The organism is Virgibacillus sp. GM2-2 (assembly GCF_055329585.1).
This window is the reverse complement of the sequence record NZ_JBUZWC010000002.1, coordinates 23,472-41,591: the sequence shown is the minus strand read 5'-3', so window position 1 is coordinate 41,591 and position 18,120 is coordinate 23,472. Positions and strand designations below refer to the sequence as shown.

The 18,120-nt window shown below is 35.7% G+C and carries 16 protein-coding genes and 2 tRNA genes; 1 reads left to right on the top strand and 17 read right to left on the bottom strand.

Features of this window, described 5'->3' with window-relative positions:
• Positions 1–260 precede the first annotated feature (260 nt).
• Positions 261–743 (top strand): LiaI-LiaF-like domain-containing protein, encoded by a 483-nt coding sequence (locus ACY9Z2_RS03935; RefSeq protein WP_463608314.1) that lies wholly within the window; start codon positions 261–263, stop codon positions 741–743.
• 34 nt (positions 744–777) lie between these two features.
• Here the strand turns inward: ACY9Z2_RS03935 and ACY9Z2_RS03930 are convergent, their stop codons facing one another.
• From ACY9Z2_RS03930 to racE, 17 genes are all read right to left on the bottom strand, one after another.
• A complete protein-coding gene (locus tag ACY9Z2_RS03930; RefSeq protein ID WP_463608313.1) occupies positions 778–1,518 on the bottom strand; it encodes an amino acid ABC transporter ATP-binding protein in 741 nt (246 codons plus the stop codon).
• Positions 1,519–1,533: 15 nt separating this feature from the next.
• Positions 1,534–2,184 carry an amino acid ABC transporter permease gene (locus tag ACY9Z2_RS03925; protein WP_463608516.1) on the bottom strand — a complete coding sequence of 217 codons (651 nt, stop codon included), beginning with the start codon at positions 2,182–2,184 and terminating at the stop codon, positions 1,534–1,536.
• Positions 2,185–2,295: 111 nt separating this feature from the next.
• Positions 2,296–3,111, bottom strand: coding sequence for a transporter substrate-binding domain-containing protein (locus tag ACY9Z2_RS03920; protein WP_463608312.1), 816 nt, complete (start codon positions 3,109–3,111; stop codon positions 2,296–2,298).
• Between the two features lie 473 nt (positions 3,112–3,584).
• Positions 3,585–4,166: a ribosome biogenesis GTP-binding protein YihA/YsxC gene (yihA, locus tag ACY9Z2_RS03915; protein ID WP_463608311.1), complete on the bottom strand. Its 582-nt coding sequence runs from the start codon at positions 4,164–4,166 to the stop codon at positions 3,585–3,587.
• Positions 4,153–6,483, bottom strand: a complete 2,331-nt coding sequence (lon, locus tag ACY9Z2_RS03910) for an endopeptidase La (protein ID WP_463608310.1) — start codon at positions 6,481–6,483, stop codon at positions 4,153–4,155. The genes yihA and lon overlap by 14 nt, the downstream gene beginning before the upstream one ends.
• 379 nt (positions 6,484–6,862) lie before the next feature.
• On the bottom strand, positions 6,863–8,140 hold the full coding sequence (gene clpX / locus ACY9Z2_RS03905) for an ATP-dependent protease ATP-binding subunit ClpX (protein WP_463608309.1): 1,278 nt from the start codon (positions 8,138–8,140) through the stop codon (positions 6,863–6,865).
• A gap of 451 nt (positions 8,141–8,591) precedes the next feature.
• Entirely contained in the window at positions 8,592–9,878 is a 1,287-nt protein-coding gene (tig, locus tag ACY9Z2_RS03900) for a trigger factor (protein WP_463608308.1), read from the bottom strand.
• Between the two features lie 142 nt (positions 9,879–10,020).
• Positions 10,021–10,998 (bottom strand): DUF3196 family protein, encoded by a 978-nt coding sequence (locus ACY9Z2_RS03895; RefSeq protein ID WP_463608307.1) that lies wholly within the window; start codon positions 10,996–10,998, stop codon positions 10,021–10,023.
• Positions 10,999–11,138: 140 nt separating this feature from the next.
• On the bottom strand, positions 11,139–12,227 hold the full coding sequence (locus tag ACY9Z2_RS03890; protein WP_463608306.1) for an N-acetylmuramoyl-L-alanine amidase: 1,089 nt from the start codon (positions 12,225–12,227) through the stop codon (positions 11,139–11,141).
• A 132-nt stretch (positions 12,228–12,359) separates the two neighbouring features.
• Positions 12,360–13,178: an N-acetylmuramoyl-L-alanine amidase gene (locus ACY9Z2_RS03885; RefSeq protein ID WP_463608305.1), complete on the bottom strand. Its 819-nt coding sequence runs from the start codon at positions 13,176–13,178 to the stop codon at positions 12,360–12,362.
• 268 nt (positions 13,179–13,446) lie between these two features.
• A tRNA-Arg gene (locus ACY9Z2_RS03880) sits at positions 13,447–13,520 on the bottom strand.
• Positions 13,521–13,615: 95 nt separating this feature from the next.
• Positions 13,616–13,689: transfer RNA gene (locus tag ACY9Z2_RS03875), tRNA-Gly, on the bottom strand.
• Between the two features lie 109 nt (positions 13,690–13,798).
• Positions 13,799–14,311 carry a metallophosphoesterase gene (locus tag ACY9Z2_RS03870; protein WP_463608304.1) on the bottom strand — a complete coding sequence of 171 codons (513 nt, stop codon included), beginning with the start codon at positions 14,309–14,311 and terminating at the stop codon, positions 13,799–13,801.
• Positions 14,312–14,337: 26 nt separating this feature from the next.
• A complete protein-coding gene (locus tag ACY9Z2_RS03865; protein WP_463608303.1) occupies positions 14,338–14,931 on the bottom strand; it encodes an XTP/dITP diphosphatase in 594 nt (197 codons plus the stop codon).
• A complete protein-coding gene (gene rph, locus ACY9Z2_RS03860; RefSeq protein ID WP_463608302.1) occupies positions 14,931–15,701 on the bottom strand; it encodes a ribonuclease PH in 771 nt (256 codons plus the stop codon). The genes ACY9Z2_RS03865 and rph overlap by 1 nt, the downstream gene beginning before the upstream one ends.
• Before the next feature lie 256 nt (positions 15,702–15,957).
• Complete coding sequence (locus ACY9Z2_RS03855; RefSeq protein WP_463608301.1) at positions 15,958–17,013, bottom strand: GerMN domain-containing protein; 1,056 nt, start codon at positions 17,011–17,013, stop codon at positions 15,958–15,960.
• Between the two features lie 274 nt (positions 17,014–17,287).
• Positions 17,288–18,106 carry a glutamate racemase gene (gene racE, locus ACY9Z2_RS03850; RefSeq protein ID WP_463608300.1) on the bottom strand — a complete coding sequence of 273 codons (819 nt, stop codon included), beginning with the start codon at positions 18,104–18,106 and terminating at the stop codon, positions 17,288–17,290.
• Between the last annotated feature and the right edge of the window lie 14 nt (positions 18,107–18,120).

The window sequence follows — 18,120 nt, the reverse complement described above, 5'->3', positions numbered from 1 at the left end:
GAACAGATTTCGAATCCACACTAGTTATAGTTGGAAACGAACTCGTAAGTACTTTATCATACCAGTGATTTAGAAGCAAGAAATCGATATGTAAATGAAAAAGTGCATACAAATTGCTTCTAGGTTAGTGCGCGTAAGCAAAAAATCATGGAACATTATCCTTCACATGATGTTTCATAAGGAAGCGTTCCTCTACATAGATTTCTTGCTTATGTCAAGCTGACCGTAGGTGCTGGAACTAAACAAAGAGAGGAATTCCGATGAAAAAACAGCACACCTTTACTGGATATTTACTGATTGGTATAGGTTTATACTTTCTTTTAACTCAACTTAAACTACCAATAATCACCGATTTTTATTCATGGCCAACATTATTTATTATTATCGGTCTAGCTTTTCTTATCCATAGCTATCAAGCAAAAGATTATCAACATTTATTTAGCGGAACAGTTATCTTAGGACTAGGCATTCACTTCCATGGAGTCAATCACTATTCATTTTGGATTGATCATTGGGGAGTATACTTATTAATCGTTGGAATCGCGTTTATGGTGCGTTATGTAAAAACAAAGGAAGGATTATTACCGGGGATAATTTTGATTTTATTATCATTAATTTTGATCTTCTCGGTAAATTTACCACCATATTTACAATGGATTTTGCACATTCTAAATTTTATCGAACAGTTTTGGGCAGTTATTTTGATTGGCTTAGGAATATATTTCTTAAAAAGAAAAAAATAAAAAAGAGCGCTGAAATACAACAGCGCCCTTCGCTTTATAAGATTGAACTGAAGAATTCCTTCGTACGTTCTTCTTTTGGGTTATCGAAAATTTCATTAGGATTTCCACGCTCGACAATCTTACCGTCATGCATATAAATTACTCGGTCCCCGACTTCACGTGCGAATCCCATTTCATGTGTTACCACTACCATCGTCATTCCTTCTACTGCAAGTTCTTTCATTGTTGCCAACACCTCGCCAACTAGTTCTGGGTCAAGTGCTGATGTTGGTTCATCGAATAACATTACCTGGGGCTTCATTGCTAACGCTCTTGCAATAGCCACACGTTGCTTCTGTCCACCTGACAGTGTCGATGGATAAACATCGTATTTGTCGCCTAGACCCACTTTGTCTAACAAATCTTTTCCTTCTTTAATTGCTTGACTTTTCTTCATACCTTTAACTTGGATCGGTGCTTCAATTACGTTACCTAACACGGTTTTATGTGGAAACAAATTAAAATGTTGAAATACCATACCTACACGTTCGCGTACCTTGTTCAAATCATGTGTATCTCGTTCAATTTGTTCTCCTTCTATAACGATTTTGCCACTGTCTTTAATTTCTAGAAAATTAAGTGAACGAAGTAACGTACTTTTTCCAGAACCACTAGCACCAATCAACACAACAACATCGCTTTCTTTTACTGTCATATCAATATCTTTTAATACATGTAAATCTCCAAATGATTTATTTAACTTTTCAACGCGAATCATTTCTTGTTTTTCACTCATGTTAAACCTCCTCACTTAATCACTTTTAGCCAGTTTTTTCTCAATTAAGTTAACAATTACAGTTAGAATTAGAACGATGAATAAGTAATAAACTGCAACTGTTAAGTAATATGGTAAGTAGTCAAAATTGTTGGATCCTTGCGTACTAGCTACTCCAAACAATTCCTGCATTCCAATGAAGGATACTAATGAGGAGTCCTTAATACCAATAATAAATTGGTTCCCTAAAGAAGGTACCGCTCGACGAAATGCTTGAGGTAAGATTATTCTGCGCATCGTTAACCCTTTTGTCATACCTAATGTACGACCAGCTTCTCTTTGTCCTTTATCAATTGATTGAATTGATCCACGAATAATCTCTGCGATATATGCCCCACTATGAAAAGCAAGACCAGCAGTTCCTGCCCAAAATGGAGAAAGTAATACGATTTCTGCTAACCCGTAGTATAGAACAAATATTTGAACAATAAGTGGTGTTCCTCGAACTATCCAAATATAAGCATCGGCAATCCATTCTAAAATTTTTATATTAGAAATTTTAAATATAGCAAAAATCAAACCAATTACAAAAGCAATTGCTAATGAGGCTGCTGATAACAGAAATGTCAGTTTAAGCCCATCAATAAATAAATCAAAACTACTTATAAATACGTCAAAAAAATGCATTATGGCTGACAAGAATTTCAACTCCTTATGAACTTATTCTGTTTACTATCAATGAAAGGTACAAATGTGCGCATAGTATGCGCACATTTGATCATTTTTGTATACATGAAATTACTTAGCTTCTTCAGGAACTGCTGTAATATCTACGCCAATCCATTCCATTGCTAATTCTTTTAATGTACCTTCTTCCTTTAATTCCTTTAGAGCTCCATTTACAGCTTCTAATAATTTATCATTATCTTTAGCTACTGCAATTGCCTGTTTACTAACTCCTAATTGTCCACGACTTTCAATTTCTAAACCGTTATCAATTGCAGTTTGACCAGTAATTTTATCTGTAATTACCGCATCATGATGCCCTTTAGCTAATGATTGAAGTGCAACAACATCACTATCTACCTGAGGAATATTGTCCGTATATTCCTGGGCTATCTTAACGTAAGTTGATCCCCTTGATACTGAAATCTCTTTTCCTTTTAAATCTTCAGCAGACTCAATGTTACTATCAGGTCTTGTGTAAATTACTGGACCTGAGTAATAATAGGGCTCTGAGAAGTCTACTTGTTTTAGACGATCCTCTGTAATTGTATGACTTGCAACAGCTATATCATATCGACCTTGCTTAACACCAGTTACAATTGCAGCAAATTTAGCTTTTTCTTGCACAGCCTCGAGTCCTAATTTTTCAGCTACCGCTTCAGCAACAGCGATATCATATCCCACCATTTTTCCGTCTTTCATGTAACTAAACGGTTTGAATTCTCCAGATGCAGCAAATATAAGTTTGCCATCCTCTATTAAATTTAAATCCTGTCCATCTCCAGAAGCTTCCCCGCTATCTCCAGAGTTAGTTTCCCCCTCTGATCCACATGCAGCTAACAAGATAGCTACTAATCCAATTATTAACATAATATTCAGTCTTTTCATAAACTAACCACCCTTTCTCTCTTGTTATAGTCCATATACTACTGTGTATGTAACTATTTTTGCTTTCAGAACTGATACATTTTATTATAGCAAGTTGACAGACAATATACGAATTCTCTATTTTCCTATATTTCTGACTATACATACATATTTAATACTCTCAGAAGTATACCTCGTAATAGCGTACAAATACCTCCGTATGCAACAAAATACTCCTCTACCTAAGGAGTATTTTGAACTCAACATTATAAAATTTTCCGCTAGATTATAAGGCAAAACTCTATTATTTATAATAAACTCACAACTCAAAAAAGCTTCGGTGAATCAAATAACTCACCGAAGCAACAATTGTATATTCATTTTATAGAACTGCTCTTTTTATAAGTTCTGTTGTCTTTAATCGACCATTATTAAGTGCCACGAGGTGTCACACATTACCGACATTGTGCAAATCAACACTTGTAGAAAACAGCCTATAGAAACGATCTGATAACGCTCCAAGCCTCATCTTTTCCTTCTCCTGTTTCTGCAGAGAAAGGAATAAGCCGATCTTCGTTTTCCATTTGGAGTGTGTTTCTCGTTCTTTTCAAATGCTTTGCACGCTTCCCTTTTGGAATTTTATCTAGTTTTGTAGCAATGACAATTACTGGCAGTTCGAAGTGCTTTAAAAATTCATACATATTTTGGTCATCTGCAGTTGGTTCATGACGGATATCTGTTATTAATAAAACTGCTTTTAACGTATCTCTCGTTTCGAAATACTCTTCCATCATGACGCCCCATTTTTCACGTTCCTTCTTGGAAACCTTGGCGTATCCATAACCAGGAACATCAACAAAGTAAAAGTATTCATTTATCTTATAAAAATTTAAGGTTTGTGTTTTTCCGGGCTTTGATGATGTTCTAGCAAGATTTTTCCGATGAATTAACCGATTAATAAATGATGATTTTCCAACATTCGATCTTCCAGCAAGTGCGATTTCAGGAAGTCGATCATTTGGATATTGTTTTTTACTTACCGCACTAATAACAATCTCTGCATTATTTACCTTCATGATCATCCCTCACTAGCGCATGCTCTAACACTTGATCCAAATGATTTACTTTAATAAACGTTAATTCATTACGTACACTTTCTGGTATATCATCAATATCTTTTGCATTTTCTTCAGGAATGATAATAGTTGATATACCAGCACGATGGGCACTCAATGACTTTTCCTTTAGGCCACCGATTGGTAAGACCCTTCCTCTAAGCGTAATTTCTCCGGTCATTCCTACCTCTTTTTTAACAGCCTTTCCAGATAGAGCAGATACCAATGCAGTTGCCATCGTTATCCCCGCAGAAGGACCATCTTTTGGTGTTGCTCCTTCTGGCACGTGAATATGGATATCAAACGTTTCATGAAAGTTAGGATCAATGTTTAATTCTTCTGCACGTGATCGGATATAGCTAAATGCTGCCTGTGCAGATTCTTTCATAACGTCACCCAATTTTCCTGTAAGTGTTAGTTTCCCTTTACCTGGGTAGTGTGAAACTTCAATAGCGAGCGTATCCCCGCCAGCTGCAGTATATGCTAATCCAGTAGCGGTTCCAACCTGATCTTCCTGCTCCATTTGTCCGTATCGAAAAACAGGTTTTCCAAGCAAATCCTCCATGTTTTTGGTTGTAACGATAACTTTTTGCTTATCCTCAGAAATTATTATTTTCGCAGCCTTTCTGCAAAGCCTAGCAATTTGGCGTTCTAAGCTACGAACTCCCGCTTCTCTTGTGTACGTTCGAATTAGCTTTAATAATGCATCATCACGAACTTGTAAATTCCCTTTTTTCAAGCCATTCTCTTTCAACTGTTTTGGTAACAGATGTTCTTTGGCTATATGAACCTTTTCCACTTCGGTATAGCCAGCAATCGAAATAAGTTCCATTCGATCAAGCAATGGTCCGGGGATGTTATTTACATAGTTAGCAGTTGCAACAAACATTACACTAGATAAATCATATGTTTCTTCAATAAAGTGGTCACTAAAATTACTGTTTTGTTCAGGATCAAGCACTTCTAACATCGCTGACGACGGATCGCCCCGAAAATCATTTGACATTTTATCTATTTCGTCCAGTAAAAAAACGGGATTAATCGTCTTCGCTTTTTTCATGCCTTGAATGATTCGACCAGGCATAGCACCAATATAGGTGCGTCTATGTCCTCTAATTTCAGCTTCATCACGAATTCCACCTAATGATATACGCACAAAGTTTCGATTAATTGCTCGTGCAATCGACTTGGCTAATGATGTCTTACCAACTCCCGGAGGACCAACAATACACAATATTGGACCTTTGATTGAGTTAGTGAGTTTTTGAACAGCTAGATATTCTAGTACCCGTTCTTTAACTTTTTCTAGACCATAATGATCCTCATCTAGAATTTTGTGTGCATGGTCTATTTCTATTGTATCCTGTGTTTCCTCTGTCCAAGGTAATGCTATCAACCACTCTAAATAGTTACGAATGACAGAACTTTCAGCTGAACTTTGAGGTACCTTTTCATATCGGTCTAATTCTTTAAGAGCAACCTCTAATATACGATCAGGCATATCGGATTGTTCAATTTTATCGCGGAGCTGTTCAACTTCACCTGATTTTCCATCTTTTTCACCAAGTTCTTTTTGTATGGCCTTTAATTGCTCACGAAGATAATACTCTTTTTGAGTCTTCTCCATAGAATTCTTTACGCGTTGACCTATTTTCTTTTCCAAATCCAATACTTTCTTCTCGTTAGAAATTAATTTAATTAACCGTTGAATCCGTTGTTTAACATTTTCCATTTCTAACAGTTCCTGCTTGTCCTTCAACTTTAGCGATAAATGTGAAGTAACGATATCAGCAAGATGACTAGCTTCTTCTATATCGGTAACGGTAGCTAGGGTTTCATGATTAATTTTCCTAGAGACCTTAATATATTGTTCAAATTGATTTAATAACGAACGCATTAGTGCTTCTTCTTCATTTTTATCACCGCGTTCTTCCACTATTTCCTCTATATCAACTATAAATTGCTCTTTTTCTTCGAGAAATTCAATGATTTCTGCACGGTATAATCCTTCTACTAAAACTCGAATTGTTCCATTTGGTAACTTCAGCATTTGTTTTACCTTTGCTACTGTACCAACACGATATATATTTTCAGGAGTAGGATCGTCAACACTCACTTTTTTTTGTGCAGCTAAGAAAATTATTTGGTCTTCCATCATTGCTTTTTCCAAGGCTTGAATAGACTTCTCCCTACCAACATCAAGATGAATCACCATGGATGGGAAAACTAATAAACCTCGTAATGGTAGGAGGGAAAGCCGTTTAGTTTCATTTGTCATTATATGTACCTCCAGAATAATCAAATAAAAATTACTCATTTTCTTTAATATCATTTAAGTTTAAAGAAAACTTTTCCATTTGTAAACGTATATGTAGTCTTGTCCAATTGTTGTACCGTTAGTATTACCTATAAAGGGTCTATGTATGTTTATAACATTGGTAAAGCGCAAAAGACACGATAACATCAGCAAACGGTGTATTGTGGTGAATTTTACCACACGAAAGCAATCTGCTTATGTCTCGAGTGTCTAGGCGTTGCAGCTAAACATAAAAAGACTGACTTCAAGAATAATTAAACCTTCCTTTTATTCTAAGAAGCAACAGGAAGAGCTAATTATTCTTTTCCGTCAGTCTATTTTACGTATGGTTCACCTTTTACTATGCGCTTTCCTTCGGTAATGGTTTGTTGTCATCCTTTACAGTACCATCTTTGAAAATAAGTTTAGGACTTCCATCTTCAAGTAGCACTGTTTCCTTCGTAATAATACATTTTTCAATATCATCACGAGATGGCAGTTCAAACATGACATCAAGCATTAACCCTTCTATTATTGATCGTAACCCACGAGCTCCTGTTTTACGTTCAATTGCGTTTTTAGCTATTTCAACTAGTGCGTCTTCTTCAAATTCTAATTCAACGTCATCCATTAAGAATAACTTTTCGTATTGTTTCACTAATGCGTTCTTTGGTTTTGTTAGAATTTCAACTAGAGCATCCTCATCTAGTGGTTCCAATGCTCCAATAACAGGTAAACGACCAATGAACTCTGGAATTAGACCATAACGCAACAAGTCTTCTGGTAAAACTTTTGAAAGCAACTGACCAACTTCAAGGTCTTGTTTTTGATCGTCGGCACCAAATCCAATTACTTTTTTACCTAAGCGACGCTTAATGATCTGATCGATACCATCAAATGCACCTCCACAGATGAATAAGATGTTTGTTGTATCGATTTGGATAAATTCTTGGTGAGGATGCTTACGTCCACCTTGAGGTGGAACACTCGCAACAGTTCCTTCCAAGATTTTCAACAATGCCTGTTGTACTCCTTCACCAGAAACATCTCTTGTAATAGATGGGTTTTCTGATTTTCTAGCTACCTTATCAATTTCATCGATATAGATAATTCCTTTTTCAGCTTTTTCTACATCATAGTCTGCTGCTTGAATCAGCTTCAAAAGAATATTTTCAACATCTTCACCAACATAACCAGCTTCAGTTAATGATGTAGCATCTGCGATTGCAAACGGCACATTCAAAATTCTTGCTAGTGTTTGAGCAAGTAATGTTTTACCACTACCAGTTGGCCCAAGCATTGCGATATTACTTTTAGAAAGCTCTACATCTTCATTATTTTTCGGAGAATTAATCCGTTTATAATGATTATATACAGCTACTGATAGGTTTTTCTTTGCCTTATCTTGACCGATAACATAGTCATTTAATATGTCACAAATCTCTTTTGGCTTCGGAACTTCTTTAAATTCAGTTTCTTCATCTGTTCCAAGCTCTTCTTCTACAATTTCCGTACAAAGATCAATACATTCATCACATATATAAACACCTGGTCCAGCAACTAGTTTACGAACCTGGTCTTGACTCTTTCCACAAAAAGAACATTTCAATTGACCTTTTTCTTCATTAAATTTAAACATTCCATTTCACCCCTAAAAGTTTAAATCTTCTCCTAATTTCATCTATATAGGATTCAACTTTCATAGCCCATAATATCAGAACACAATTAGAATACAAAACAATATACTTTACTATATTTATTTTATAATTATGGAGAAATATATAAAAAAGTCAAATCATAACTAAGTAAATGCCAAAATTTAACTTTTGCACTTTCCGTTGGACGAGTTTAAGCGTATATGATTTATCATATGTAACCAACACACGGAAAGATTACTCACTTTTACTATATGTACAATAAAGTTTTTTAGAAAACGAAGCATTCGCCATTAAAATTTGGTGAAAGTCTTAGCCGCACTTATACTGGTATTCCATAAATTATATTTCCTTACCAGTGAAAACAAGGCACGAAATTATCGCGCCTTGTTAGTATTTGCCTCATTCAGTTAGAAATAAACATATTTAGCTTAATTAAACTGTTTTACTTTGCTCAACAAGGTAGTCAAGAGCACGTTTGAATTTCAAATCTTCTTTGATTGCATCCGTGTTTCCACCTAGCATCTGCTTAAGTTGTTCTACCTCTGTTTGGTACATGGAAGCCATGTTTTCAAGCTCTTTATCAACGTCTTCATCTGAAACTTCCAAGTTTTCTTCGTTGTAAATTGCTTCTAATACTAAATTCGTTTTTACGCGTTTTTGAGCGTCGTCTTTCATTTGCTCTTTCAATGCATCTTCATCTTGACCTGAGAATTGGAAATACATTTCCATAGTCATTCCTTGCATCTGAAGGCGTTGTTCAAATTCCTTAATCATACGCTCAAGTTCAGTGTTAACCATCGCTTCAGGAATATCTACTTCAGCGTTATCAGAAGCTTTTTCAATCAAAGTTTCACGTTTTTGATTTTCTGCATCTTGTTTCTTTTGATTTTCAAGTTCTTCTTTTTTCTTTGCTTTTAATTCATCAAGTGTTTCCACTTCATCATCAAGATCTTTTGCGAATTCATCATCAAGTTCTGGTAACTCTTTTGTTTTAATTTCATGGATTGTAACTTTAAACATAGCATCTTTTCCAGCTAAATCTTCCGCATGGTACTCTTCTGGGAATGTGATATTAATTTCTGTTTCTTCTCCAGATGTCTTACCAACTAATTGTTCTTCAAAGCCTGGAATAAATTGTCCAGATCCGATTTCTAACGAATGGTTTTCTCCTTTACCACCGTCAAATGCTTCTCCATCCATAAATCCTTCAAAATCCATAACAACTGTATCGCCTTGCTCAACGTTACCTTCTTCTTTGACAATTAATTCTGCATGTTGCTCGCGCTGACTTTCAATTGCTTCTTGAACGTCTTCATCTGTAACTTCAACAGATTGTTCCTCAACTTCAAGTCCTTTGTATTCACCTAGTTTTACTTCAGGTTTTACAGTAACTTTTGCAGTAAATATAAGATCTTTTCCTTGTTCTATTTCTTCAATATCTACTTCTGGTTGTTCAACAGGTTCGATTCCTGTCTCTTCTACTGCATTCGTATATGCAGTAGGTAAAACGATATCTACTGCATCTTGGTATAGCGATTCTACTCCAAAACGGTTTTCAAAAATTTTACGTGGTACTTTTCCTTTACGGAATCCAGGGATTTGCACCTGTTTTACTACTTTCTTAAACGCTTGATCAAGCGCCTTGTCAAATTCATCAGCGCTAACTTCAATCGTTAGTACTCCTTCATTTCCTTCTTGCTTTTCCCATTTTGCTGACATATAATTTTCCCTCCAAAAATCTATTGATTCCATTACTTTTGCACAATCATTTAGTATGTTATGTCTTTAATAGAATTATCTAATTTACAACCATATCATTATAACATAATCACCATGTCTTTCAAGCATTTGTAGTCTATAGCTACTCCTCGATAATACTCAAATATAATGTTTCACATAATTGAATTTCTTCTTTATAGCGTAGAACTTCTGAATCTACTTGTTCTTCCGAAACGGAATTAATCCCTAAATAAGTCTCTCCTAAATACATTAATGCATTCGCTATATGGCCAACGTGTTCACTGGGGGGCATAATAGGAAAGCGCACATATATGTATTGATGCAGCAATGTCTCCATTAAATTATAAAGCGATGGATTCTTTTGTTCCATTTGGTTAATTAATAGTTGAATTTGATTGTAGGTGCTATGTGAATGAATTTCTGAAATAGCATTTGGCTCTACGCATACTTCTACGTCAAATTTATGTACTTGAATAGGATTTTTAATGTCGTTATCTTGTAGCCATTTAAATATAGCAGTTTTGGTTACTGGATGCACTGTATCCTTTTTTAGAAGCGTTTCTACCGTTTTAATGGAAGGTGATGCATTTATTTTGCGAAGATTCTCAACCAGTCTCCATTGTTTTACATGATTTTCTTCCTTAACCGCCTCAAGTAATTCATTTATGTATTCTTTATGCCTTTCATCCATTATATCAATATTCATCTTTTTACTCATATCATATAGTTGCTGAAATTGTTCATATAATGGCTGGGGAACTTCTGCAGTTTCAAATTCATATTCAACTTGTTCGATTAGTCGATTATACTGATTTGTTTGAAACAAGATCGTTAAATAAATATGTACATAATGATAATAATGTTCATTTTTATTATGTAATAATTCTTCACTTAATTCCTGCGCTTCATCGTGTCTGTCTAACTCCATTAAACATATAAGTTTCCCAATGACTATTTCGTGATTATTCACTTGATAATGAATTAATTGTTCAAGTTTATGTAGTGCCTCTTCATAACGTTTTTCCTTCAAAGCAAGTAAACTATCTTCTTCCAATGATCTCTTCCATTTAGGAAATAAAATTACATTTCCATTTTCCACTCTTTGTTCACCCCCTATTTTTTATTTGTACCATACACACTTTACTATACATACCCGAATCACAATAAAATAAACTAACAGTATAAGAGAGAAACCTAAGTATAGTTTACAAAGGTTTCTCTTTCAACTTTGAAGTTTCCTTAAAACATAACACCCCACGTGATAGGTCCAACAGAACCGTCTACTGCTATTCCTTTCTCACGTTGATAGTCTTTTACCGCTTCTAATGTTTTTGGACCGAAAATTCCATCTACTTCTACTCCAACAGCCCGTTGAACTCGTTTCACATTTTTTCCCGTGTCTCCATATTGCACTGGTCCGGGATAAGGTACAATCGAATCCAAGTTATATCGACTCGCTGCACTACTAGTGTCAATATTATTCAATGCAGCTTGTGTCTTTGGACCATAGTAACCATCAACAACTAAACCCTGGTCACGCTGAAATTCCTTAACTGCTTTTTCAGTTAATGGGCCATAGTTATTATCAATCGCTCCATCATAATATCCTAACATTTTTAGTTTTCGTTGTAGGTTTCCTACACGTATACCGTTGTCACCTCTCGCTAAATACCATACAATTTCTTCTGGTTTCACTTGCGTATTAGGTGGTTCAAAGCTTTCGAGCTCTGATAATCCTAAATAGCGGCTAGCAGCGATATAATGAATTTTTGCAATATTATCTAACTGAACAGGATCTAATAAATATTTTCTTAATTCTACAGGATTTGTAAAGAAAAAGTTTTCTGTGAGACATACTGGCATATTTGTATTTCTTACGACATAGAAATTTGACCATGTTCCTGGTTGGCACTCATAAGTACCGCCCTGCCATAAAGGGTAACCAGCGTTTTTCATTTCTTCAGCATAGTAATTAGCATATTCCTCTGCTGAACTACTAGGATAATAAAATGCACATGCACCTGTGGCTGAACGATTTGCAGACGCATTAGAATGGACAAAAATTGTGAAATCTACCTGATGGTCATTACAATATTGAACACGTTCATATAATGTCATGTTGTTATGACCATTTTTTTGTGGAAATAGAACAGTTACATTATCATGTTTGTTTAGTAATTTTACAATTTCAGATGCAATATCCATATTACTATCATGTTCCTCATATACACCATCCGGTTCTAAGGACGTACGTACACCTTTTCCCCCTGTTCGTTCCCAAGTATCTTCATTGTGCCCTCCAAAAATAGCTACTACATATTGAGCCACTCATCTCTTCCTTTCTTTTACTAGCATTAACTATTACTAGCTTATGCTGTAAAATAAAGCGTTGATTGTTCATTTATCCCAATATAGAAGCCCTTTTTGAAAAGTTAAAACTAAATCATTATAAGTTTAAAATTAGCTAGTATATGCCCTTACATAAGTTGGATTAGCAGTGATATACAAACCGCTTTTAATTTGATACATATAACCGCCATTCACATAGAATCTGTCCTTAATAACTGTAAAAACTTCCCCGTCGTGGACTACTACTGCCTTGTCATCCCAATTTGGAGAGTTATACGTCCATAATGAGTCAACGATTACTTCCACATATTTTTGACCAGTTTCTGCACCTTCATCAAAGTCAATATTGAAATATCTTGTAATAGCTTTGGCATGAATTACTGCGATTTCACGAACGTACTCAGATTGCTTCGAACCAAAGATTAACTCGAAATCAGCATCATTTGTCATAAATCCGTTTTCTGTTAATACAGCGGTCATATTTGTTTCACGGCAAATGTGAAGGTTAGTCCAACTACCTGGTTGACTGGCGTGAAGTCCATTACCGTGTGTACTATAACCAGCATTTTGTACCTCTTCAGTATATAATTCTGCTAAACTTCTAGAGTCATCAGCTGTATACCAATAAAAAGCACAGCGACCATTCGGACTTGAAGAACTATTTGCGTTTGCATGAATCGACCAAACTAAATCTACGTTTTGTGCATTATAATAGTTTGTGCGTTGGGTTAAGCCAATTTCTGGGGAAAAGGGTTGCTGATATAAAAGCGTATCGATACCATTTGCCCTGAGTAACTTGTCCAATTCTACGGCTACCTTGGAATTAAACGTATGCTCTTCGTATACAACTCCATTTCGGACAACTCCTTTTCCACCTCCGCTTTCCCACGTATCGGATCCATGCCCAATATCTATTGCTACTGTTACCATAGTTATCTTCTCCTTTTAAGTTATTAGCCTATCTAACTTTTATTTGATAGATAAACCTAGCTCTACTTTCTCCTTTAAAGAAAATGGAGACTCACCAACTATAGTAAGCATTTGATATCAAACGGTAACAGCTAATTACACAAGCAATCCAAAGTTCGTTAATCTACCTACAGTTCTTTAGTAATAGAATAGTCATAATAGAATAAAAAAAATAGAATAAAAAAAGCCTAACCCTTTATATTTATAAAGGATTAGACTCTTACATTAGCGTCCCAGGCAGGATTCGAACCTGCGACCCACAGCTTAGAAGGCTGTTGCTCTATCCAGCTGAGCTACTGGGACAATAATAATTTAGCTATAGCGTCCTATGACTAGTCAGCTTCAGTAAAGCCCAGTTCATACCATCATTAACGGATCGCTTTCGCTTATCATATGTATGGAGCGGGTGAAGGGAATCGAACCCTCATCATCAGCTTGGAAGGCTGAGGTTTTACCACTAAACTACACCCGCACTAATAATAAACAGATTTTTAACGGACAAGAATCATTATAGGCACTCTAACTTTTTTTGTCAAGACTTTGCCATGAAAAGCTTATTAATTATTAATAAGCTCTTCTAGTTAGGACAAAGTTGTTTGATAGGTCAATTCTTCAAGTAGCTTACCTTCCACAGTATAAAATTTTACGCTTATATCATCAAGCTGGTCCCATTCCATAACTGCATAGGTTTTCTCTGCTATTCTTCTAGGTAGTCTTAAACTCCCAGGATTGATAAAAAGCTGATTCCCCATTTTCCATACGCCCGCAACATGTGTATGGCCAAAGACAATTACATTTGCCTGCAGTTCTTCTGCACGATAAGAGATGGTCGTTAAACCCGATTTTACCTGATAAAGGTGGCCATGCGTAACAAAAAAATTAATTTCATCAATCTCTAAAATTTGCTCATTTGGAAATCGACTATCGAAATCACAATTTCCCTTTACCTTTACGAAACTTTCAAGTTCCTTTACATCTAACTCTAATTCTGAATCTCCGCAGTGGATCATTAGGTCAACGTCCACTTGATTCCTCACTTGATTAATTTCTTCGAGCGAACCGTGACTGTCACTTACAAACAGAACCTTTGTCACGATGCAATCCCTCCTGATTGTACGATTTATAACTGTTTAATCCAGTTATCCAAATGGTTTAGTGCATTTTTTCGATGACTAATTTTACTTTTTTCTTCTGGTGTTAACTCTGCCATCGTAACTGTGTAATTTTCAGGAATAAAAATTGGATCATATCCAAACCCATTATCTCCTCTTGGTTCAGTTGCAATCGTACCTTCACATAACCCTTTGTGGGTAATTGTTTTTGTTCCTGGTGTTGCAACGGCTAGTACACAAACAAAACGGGCACTACGTTCATTGTTTGGTAATGTAGCCAAATTCTTCAAAACTTTTTTTACATTCGCATTGTCATCTTTTGGTTCTCCTGCATATCTAGCAGAATATACTCCAGGTTCACCATTCAATGCGTCGATCATTAATCCAGAATCATCCGCAAGAACAGGAACATTTAACAATGCAGCAATTTGTTCAGCTTTCAGTTTCGCATTTTCTTCAAAAGTAGTACCAGTTTCTTCGACATCAGGAATATCCTTTGATAGGTCTAATAACGATGAGGCTTGTACACCGTATTCTGAGAAAAACTTTTTAAATTCCTTTGCTTTTCCATCGTTTTTTGTAGCAATGATTATTTCTTTCATTATTTTTCACCTGCTATGTGTGTGTTCTTTGTCTCTCCAACGATTGAAGCTAACTCACCAAGAACCGTTTTCTGCTTATCCATTATTTCTTGTAAGCCTTTTGTTGCAAGCTGTAGCATCTTTTGTAATTGATCATGTGAAAAAGTAGCTTCTTCTCCTGTACCCTGAATTTCAACGAATTTCATTGATCCAGTCATAACAATGTTCATATCCACTTGAGCTTGCGAATCTTCTTCGTAATTTAAATCTAAAATTTCCTTTCCATCTTCAAGAACTCCTACAGATGTAGCTGCTAAAAAATCCATTACAGGCATTTTATCAATTGCTTTTGCTTCTATCAATTTACCAAAAGCAAGAACAACAGCAACAAATGCGCCAGTTATCGATGCTGTACGCGTTCCACCGTCCGCTTGTATAACATCACAATCAACCCATACAGTACGCTCACCAATTTTATCTAGATCAACTACCGACCGAAGAGCCCTTCCAATCAAACGCTGAATTTCCATTGTTCGACCACTAACTTTTCCTTTAGACGATTCACGTATATTTCGCCTATCAGTAGCACGTGGTAACATGGAATATTCAGCAGTAATCCAACCTTTTCCTTGCCCACGCAAAAACGGTGGAACTTTATCTTCTATGCTAGCATTACAAATAACTTTTGTATCCCCAACCTTTATTAAAACGGAGCCTTCTGGATGTTTGATATAATCCACAGTCATCGTAATATCACGTAATTGATCTAATTCTCTATTATCATTTCTCAAATGTATTCGCCTCCTCAATTCCACGATTAATCGTAACATATTTCACTCGAGAAAACAGTTAGGAAAGTATTAGCACCATTACATATACATGTAGTATCATAGGCGATAAAATGATTTTCAATTCAAATATGCTGGTTTACAAACAGTTTAGAAAATCTTCCAATCAAATTTGCATACAAATGAATGCCAAATTTTTTTATTATTGACTATTCTTTCATTCAACAGAAAAAGGCTGATTAAACAGCCTTTTCGACATTTATAGTTTTTCACTTGGCATTACCATTTTCTTTGTTACCGGTTCAGAGTATGCCTCTCCACTTTCATTAAATATTTTTTCTACTTGATTAACATTTACCTTAACTGCTTCTACTTCACTGTTTTCAGTTAGGGTGCGTACTAATGATTCCATTACCTTATCTGATATCGTTGCTTTTTCCTTATCCATCAGAACGTTTTCATTAAAAACAAGTGATAGTACACCATCTTTTAATTGAGGCTCTTCCACTAACGACACGGAAGAATTAAACACTTGCATTAAGTTTCTATTATAGTTCGGTCCTTCGATTAAAGCACTTACAATTGATTGATAATCTTTTGCTCCATCCATCTGAATATATTGTGTTACTGGAACAAAATAGTTCAAATCATTGTGCTGAGTTGGGTAATATAAAGTTACCGGTGTAGCACCTAGGAAATCAACTGTATCCGTTTGAATCATGTTAATTCCATTTGTTCTAGAATAACCGTCAGATAATGGTGTGCCATTTACAGGCATTTCGTTTACAGGATACCCATTTATCCAAAGTTTAACCTTTTTGACGCTATCAAATTGTGTCAACGTGTATGTCATTGCTTGCAGTATTTCTAACTCCTGTTCAGCCTCATATTCTTTAAAATTACTTGAGACATCAACAATCATTGTACCATCTTCTTGTAAATCAAGTCCGAGGATCTCCGTTCCAGCAGGTAATACTGCTTGGAACCCATTTGGTAAAAGTGATGTGATCGGACCATCCTTCACTAAATATTCCATGGCCTGTGTTGCTACTTCATCAGTTGCTGGTAATTCTACCGTTTGTGGTACAACCATTCCATTCGAATCGAGTAAGAATAGCTGTCTTTTTACAGTTTCTGCTGCCACTTCCTCGCCTGCATCTTCTTTCGTTGCTTCAGATTCTTTACTTACTTCCGTAGCATTTTCAGGTGGTGGATCTATTTTGTCATCTAAGGACTGCTCCCCTTGAAAACACCCACTTAATATCACGGAAATACTCATTATACCTGTCATCAAAAAAATACCGCGCATTCGCATGTTATTCCCTCCTACGATGGTTTGTACTATTATATATACGAGCCCATCGTAAAATTAGACCAACCTATCACATATTTCTTTATTAGAAATTTTGGTTCTTCACCAAACTTATAGACGAAAACCCTGTTAACTTTATCCTTGTATGCATTAGAAAAACGTTTTTCGTCTCGTCCCTACTAGCGAGTATCGCATTTTTTATAAGGTCTGCCATAGTTTCTGACGTCTTGAATTACAATTTTCTCCCCATAAAAAATAGATCCTGTGGAAACAGAATCTATTTTTTCATTGTCGCATGTTCAATTTCTATTGATTGCACATCATTATTTGTATTTTGGAAAATTCGCTTTGCAATCATTTCAAATGTGCTTAACTCACCGGTTGTATAGAATTGATGCGTAGGTATACGTTCACCTTTATATAGCTTTTCATGATATTCGAGGATGGCACTAGTATCACGAGCTGTTTCTTCACTAGATGAAATTATCGAAACATGATTCCCTATTACTTGCTGAATTGTATCTTTTATTAACGGATAATGTGTACATCCAAGTATTAATGTATCAATATGATTATTCCGTTTCATAGGTTCTAACGTTTCCGATACAATATCATAAGTGGTTTGGCCATGCAACATACCTTTTTCAACCATCGGTACGAGTAAAGGACATGCTAATGCATTTATATGTATATCGGAATGAATACTAATGAGCGCCTTTGTATATGCTTCACTACGTACAGTCCCATCCGTTCCAATTACCCCGATATGCATGTTTTTTGTAGCGTTTATAGCTGCACGAGCACCAGGATTGATCACCCCAATTACAGGTATGTCTAACCTTTCCTGTAACTCCGACAAGGTAAATGCTGTAGCAGTATTACAAGCAACAACTAACATTTTAATATTTTTTTCTAATAAAAAGTTTACCATTTCCCATGTGAACTTTTTCACTTCATTTTCAGATCTAGGTCCATAAGGGCAACGTAATGTATCTCCAACATACAATAATTTTTCCTTTGGTAATTGTCTCATCAATTCATGTGTAACAGTTAATCCACCAACACCTGAATCAATAACTCCAATAGCTTGATCCAATGTCAATCGCCTCT

What these genes read in the sequence shown, in the direction of transcription:
- ACY9Z2_RS03865 (WP_463608303.1), bottom strand. Translation starts at nt 14,931, where the DNA reads ATGAAAGAAATAATCATTGCTACAAAAAACGATGGAAAAGCAAAGGAA.
- tig (WP_463608308.1), bottom strand. Translation starts at nt 9,878, where the DNA reads ATGTCAGCAAAATGGGAAAAGCAAGAAGGAAATGAAGGAGTACTAACG.
- ACY9Z2_RS03935 (WP_463608314.1), top strand. Translation starts at nt 261, where the DNA reads ATGAAAAAACAGCACACCTTTACTGGATATTTACTGATTGGTATAGGT.
- lon (WP_463608310.1), bottom strand. Translation starts at nt 6,483, where the DNA reads ATGACAAATGAAACTAAACGGCTTTCCCTCCTACCATTACGAGGTTTA.
- ACY9Z2_RS03925 (WP_463608516.1), bottom strand. Translation starts at nt 2,184, where the DNA reads ATGCATTTTTTTGACGTATTTATAAGTAGTTTTGATTTATTTATTGAT.
- ACY9Z2_RS03885 (WP_463608305.1), bottom strand. Translation starts at nt 13,178, where the DNA reads ATGGTAACAGTAGCAATAGATATTGGGCATGGATCCGATACGTGGGAA.
- ACY9Z2_RS03855 (WP_463608301.1), bottom strand. Translation starts at nt 17,013, where the DNA reads ATGCGAATGCGCGGTATTTTTTTGATGACAGGTATAATGAGTATTTCC.
- yihA (WP_463608311.1), bottom strand. Translation starts at nt 4,166, where the DNA reads ATGAAGGTAAATAATGCAGAGATTGTTATTAGTGCGGTAAGTAAAAAA.
- clpX (WP_463608309.1), bottom strand. Translation starts at nt 8,140, where the DNA reads ATGTTTAAATTTAATGAAGAAAAAGGTCAATTGAAATGTTCTTTTTGT.
- ACY9Z2_RS03930 (WP_463608313.1), bottom strand. Translation starts at nt 1,518, where the DNA reads ATGAGTGAAAAACAAGAAATGATTCGCGTTGAAAAGTTAAATAAATCA.
- ACY9Z2_RS03920 (WP_463608312.1), bottom strand. Translation starts at nt 3,111, where the DNA reads ATGAAAAGACTGAATATTATGTTAATAATTGGATTAGTAGCTATCTTG.